This window comes from Dyella sp. 01N36 (genome assembly GCF_056399745.1).
Genome location: NZ_JBFTRY010000251.1, coordinates 1 through 4341, shown reverse-complemented (window position 1 = coordinate 4341; position 4341 = coordinate 1). Strand labels below are relative to the sequence as shown.

The following is a 4341-nucleotide window of genomic DNA, read 5'->3' as shown; positions in this document are numbered from 1 at the left end:
CCACGACTCTTCGCCCATGACCCGCATCATCGGCATCGACCCGGGCAGTCAGCGCACCGGCGTAGGCATCATCGATGTCGACGCCACAGGCAAGCTGACCCATGTCTTCCATGGCGCGCTGGCGGTGGCTGGCGAGGCCACCTTCCCGCTGCGCCTGAAACGCATATTTGACGAGCTGTGTGCCATCATCGCCGCCCATCGGCCGGACGAGTGCGGCGTGGAGCGCGTGTTCATGGCGCGCAACCCGGACTCGGCCTTGAAGCTGGGGCAGGCGAGGGGCGCCGCGATCTGCGCGGTGGTCAGCCAGGGGATCGCGGTGCACGAGTACGCGGCGACAGAAGTAAAGCAGGCCGTGGTCGGCAGCGGCCGCGGCGACAAGACCCAGGTGCAGCACATGATTGGCGTCCTGCTCGGACTCAAGGGCCCCCTGCAGGCTGACGCGGCAGACGCGCTCGCCATCGCAGTGACCCATGCACATACCCGTGCCAGCCTCGCGCGCGTGGGCATTCCCCGTACCGCCTGGAGGCGTCGATGATCGGTCGTTTGCGCGGCACCCTGGTGTCCAAGCAGCCGCCGTGGCTGATGGTGGAAGTGGGCGGCGTGGGCTACGAGCTCGAAGCGCCCATGTCCACCATCTACGACCTGCCGCAGACCGGCAAGGAAGTCACCCTGCTCACGCACTACGCGGTGAAGGAAGACAGCGTGGCGCTGTACGGATTCATGCACGAGTCCGAACGCACCCTGTTCCGCAACCTGCAGAAAGTCAGCGGCATCGGCGCGAAGATTGCGCTGGCCGTGCTGTCGGGCGTGTCCACCAACGACTTCGCGCGTCTCGTGCAGACGGGCGACGTGGTGGCGCTCACCAAGATTCCGGGCATCGGCAAGAAGACCGCCGAACGCATGGTGGTGGAGCTGCGCGACCGCGTGGACGGATTGGCCACCACGCTGCCGGGCTCGCATGCGGCGCCCAATGGCGCACCTTTGGACCCGACGGGCGAAGCCACCGTGGCCTTGCAGCAACTTGGCTACAAGCCGGCCGAAGTGACCCGCCTGGTGCAGAAGGTCGCCGCCGATGGCGACACGGCCGAAGCTATCATTCGCAAGGCGCTGCGCGCCGCACTAGGACATTGAGACGTGACCCCTGATTCCTCTCACGGCATGTCCGACGCTGACACCAAACGTCGGCTGGCTACGCTCGCGCTCGGCGCGATCGGCGTGGTCTATGGCGACATCGGCACGAGCCCCCTGTACACATTGCAGACCACGCTCAGCCACGACGGCATGAAGCCGACGCCCGAGAGCATCTACGGCGTGCTGTCGCTGATCTTCTGGGCGCAGATCATCGTGGTCTCGCTCAAGTACGTCGTGTTCATCATGCGCGCGGACAACAAGGGCGAGGGCGGCATCATGGCGCTGCTCGCACTGGCGCTGCGCAGCGTGCGTGGCGATGCGCGCCAGCGTTGGCTGCTTGCCATCATCGGTATCTTTGGCGCGGCACTGTTCTATGGCGATGGCGTCATCACGCCCGCCATTTCGGTGTTGTCGGCGGTGGAAGGCGTGAAGGTGGCCGCACCTCATCTGGGCCACTGGGTGGTGCCGATCACCGCGGTCATCCTGTTCTTCCTGTTTGCGCTGCAACGTCATGGCACCGAACGCGTCGGCCGACTGTTCGGCCCGGTGATGGTGGTGTGGTTCATCGTCATTGCGCTGCTGGGCCTGCGCATGGTGGTGCAGAATCCGCAGGTGCTGCTGGCGATCAATCCGGTCTACGGCGTGAAGTTCTTCTTCAGCCACGGTATGCAGGCTTTCATCGCGCTTGGCGGCGTGGTGCTGGCGTTGACCGGCGCCGAAGCGCTGTACGCGGACATGGGCCATTTCGGCAAGCGTCCAATCCGCCTCGCCTGGTTCAGCTTCGTGCTGCCGGCCCTGGTGCTCAACTATTTTGGCCAGGGCGCTTTGCTGCTGAGTCATCCGGAAGCCATCGACAGCCCGTTCTTCAAGCTGACGCCGGAGCCGCTGCTGTATCCCATGATCGGCCTGGCCACCATTGCCACCGTGATCGCTTCGCAGGCGGTGATCTCCGGCGCGTTCTCGATGACGCGCGAAGCGATGTCGCTGGGCTATTCGATGCGCATGCCGGTGGTGCATACCTCGCGCGAGATGTCCGGGCAGATCTTCGTGCCGTGGGTGAACAACTTCCTGCTGATCATGGTGCTGATCGCGGTGCTTGGCTTCCGCAGCTCGGACAACCTGAGCGCGGCCTACGGTATTGCGGTGACCGGCACCATGACCATCACCAGCATCCTGGCGTTGATCGTGGCGCGCAGGCAGTGGCACTGGAGCCGCATCACGGTGATCGCAACCGGCGTGCTGTTGCTCACCATCGACTTGTCGTTCCTGGGCGCCAACCTGATCAAGGTGGAGTACGGCGGCTGGTTCCCGCTGGTGCTGGGCGTGGCGATCTTCATCGTGATGACCACCTGGCGTCGTGGCCGTGAACTGGTGGTGCGCGAGATCAAGCAATCGGGCCTGGCGCTGGATCCGTTCATTGCGAACATCGCCGAGCATCCGCCGCTGCGCGTGCCGGGCACGGCCGTGTTCCTTACCGCCAACCAGAACGCCGTGCCGCACGCGCTGCTGCACAACCTCAAGCACAACAAGGTGCTGCACGAGCGCAACGTGCTGCTCACGGTGGAAATGCTGGAAACGCCAACAGCGGACCTGGGCGAGCGCATCGAAATCACCGAGCTCGGCGGCGATTTCTACGGACTGGCCTTGCGCTTCGGCTTTGCGGAAGATCCGAACATCCCCTATGCGCTGTCCAAGTGCTCCAAGAAGGGTCTGCCCTTCGACATGATGGACACCACTTTCTTCCTCTCGCGCGAAACCATCATCGCGGACGCCAAGCGTCCGGGCATGGCCTTGTGGCGCGACAAGCTGTTTGCCTTCATGGCGCGCAATGCGCTGCCGGCCACGGCGTTCTTCCAGATTCCGGGCAATCGCCTGATCGAACTGGGCGCCCAGGTCGAGATTTGAGGAAAAGGGCGCTTCGGCGCCCTTTTTCGTGGCGGGGACTGGCTGAGCGGGCTTTTTTTCAAGCCTGCGTCATCGTGCTCTGCCATAATTTCGCCCCATGACCGAACACCGCATCGTTACCGCTGCCGCCCAGATGGACGACGAGGCCCTCGAAGCCTCCATTCGCCCCAGGCGACTGACCGAATACCTGGGCCAGCAGACGGTGCGCGAGCAGCTGTCGATCTATATCGAGGCGGCCAAGAAGCGCGGCGGTGCGCTCGATCACGTGCTGATCTTCGGCCCGCCGGGCCTGGGCAAGACCACGCTCAGCCATGTGATCGCCAACGAGCTGGGCGTCAACCTGCGCTCCACCTCCGGTCCGGTGCTGGAGCGGGCAGGGGATCTGGCCGCGCTGCTGACCAACCTCGAGCCGCACGACGTGCTGTTCGTGGATGAGATCCATCGTCTCTCGCCGATCGTGGAGGAAGTGCTCTATCCGGCGATGGAAGATTTCCAGATCGACATCATGATCGGCGAAGGCCCTGCCGCCCGTTCGATCAAGCTCGACCTGCCGCCGTTCACCCTGATTGGCGCCACCACCCGCGCCGGCCTGCTCACGGCGCCGCTGCGCGACCGTTTCGGCATCGTGCAGCGTTTGGAGTTCTATACGCCCGACGAGCTCACCGCCATCGTGCGGCGCTCGGCGCGCATCATGGGCATTCCCTGCGAGCTGGAAGGCGCGCAGGAAATCGCACGTCGCTCGCGCGGCACGCCGCGTATCGCCAACCGCCTGCTGCGCCGCGTGCGCGACTACGCTGAAGTGCGCGCGGCAGGGCAGATCACCCGCGACGCCGCGCGTGCCGCCACCGACATGCTCAAGATCGACGCCGAGGGTTTCGACGAGCTCGACCGGCGCCTGCTGACCATCATCATCGAGAACTTCGATGGCGGCCCGGTGGGCGTGGAGTCGCTGGCGGCCGCACTCAGCGAAGATCGCGGCACGCTCGAGGATGTGGTCGAGCCCTATCTGATCCAGCAGGGCTACCTGGTGCGCACCGCGCGCGGCCGCATGGCCAGCGCCAAGGGCTGGCGTCATCTGGGCCTGACCCCGCCGCCCCGACCCTCGGTGCCCGCCGACCTCTTCACGGCCGACAACAGCGATGTCTGATACCAAGCTAGCCAGTGCGACCGAGCCCTTCGAATGGCCGGTGCGCGTCTATTGGGAAGATACCGACGCGGGCGGGGTGGTCTACCACGCCAGCTACCTGCGTTTCATTGAGCGTGCACGCAGCGAATGGCTGCGTGCCCTGGGCATCAACCAGTCCG

General features: G+C 65.1%; 5 protein-coding genes. All 5 read left to right on the top strand.

The annotated features are described in order from the left end of the window. Positions 1-16: 16 nt before the first annotated feature. A complete protein-coding gene (gene ruvC / locus AC1DMG_RS20330; protein WP_477176272.1) occupies positions 17-535 on the top strand; it encodes a crossover junction endodeoxyribonuclease RuvC in 519 nt (172 codons plus the stop codon). Continuing rightward, complete coding sequence (gene ruvA, locus AC1DMG_RS20325) at positions 532-1131, top strand: Holliday junction branch migration protein RuvA (protein WP_441603137.1); 600 nt, start codon at positions 532-534, stop codon at positions 1129-1131. The genes ruvC and ruvA overlap by 4 nt, the downstream gene beginning before the upstream one ends. 27 nt (positions 1132-1158) lie before the next feature. After that, complete coding sequence (locus AC1DMG_RS20320; protein WP_441603161.1) at positions 1159-3036, top strand: potassium transporter Kup; 1878 nt, start codon at positions 1159-1161, stop codon at positions 3034-3036. A gap of 97 nt (positions 3037-3133) precedes the next feature. After that, positions 3134-4183, top strand: a complete 1050-nt coding sequence (gene ruvB, locus AC1DMG_RS20315) for a Holliday junction branch migration DNA helicase RuvB (protein ID WP_441603136.1) — start codon at positions 3134-3136, stop codon at positions 4181-4183. Continuing rightward, positions 4176-4341, top strand: a 166-nt coding sequence (locus tag AC1DMG_RS20310; protein WP_477180989.1) for a thioesterase family protein, incomplete at its 3' end; no start/stop codon positions are given. The genes ruvB and AC1DMG_RS20310, both read left to right, overlap by 8 nt.

Coding starts and splice junctions, on each gene's coding strand:
- AC1DMG_RS20320 (WP_441603161.1), top strand. CDS start 1,159: ATGTCCGACGCTGACACCAAACGTCGGCTGGCTACGCTCGCGCTCGGC.
- ruvA (WP_441603137.1), top strand. CDS start 532: ATGATCGGTCGTTTGCGCGGCACCCTGGTGTCCAAGCAGCCGCCGTGG.
- ruvB (WP_441603136.1), top strand. CDS start 3,134: ATGACCGAACACCGCATCGTTACCGCTGCCGCCCAGATGGACGACGAG.
- ruvC (WP_477176272.1), top strand. CDS start 17: ATGACCCGCATCATCGGCATCGACCCGGGCAGTCAGCGCACCGGCGTA.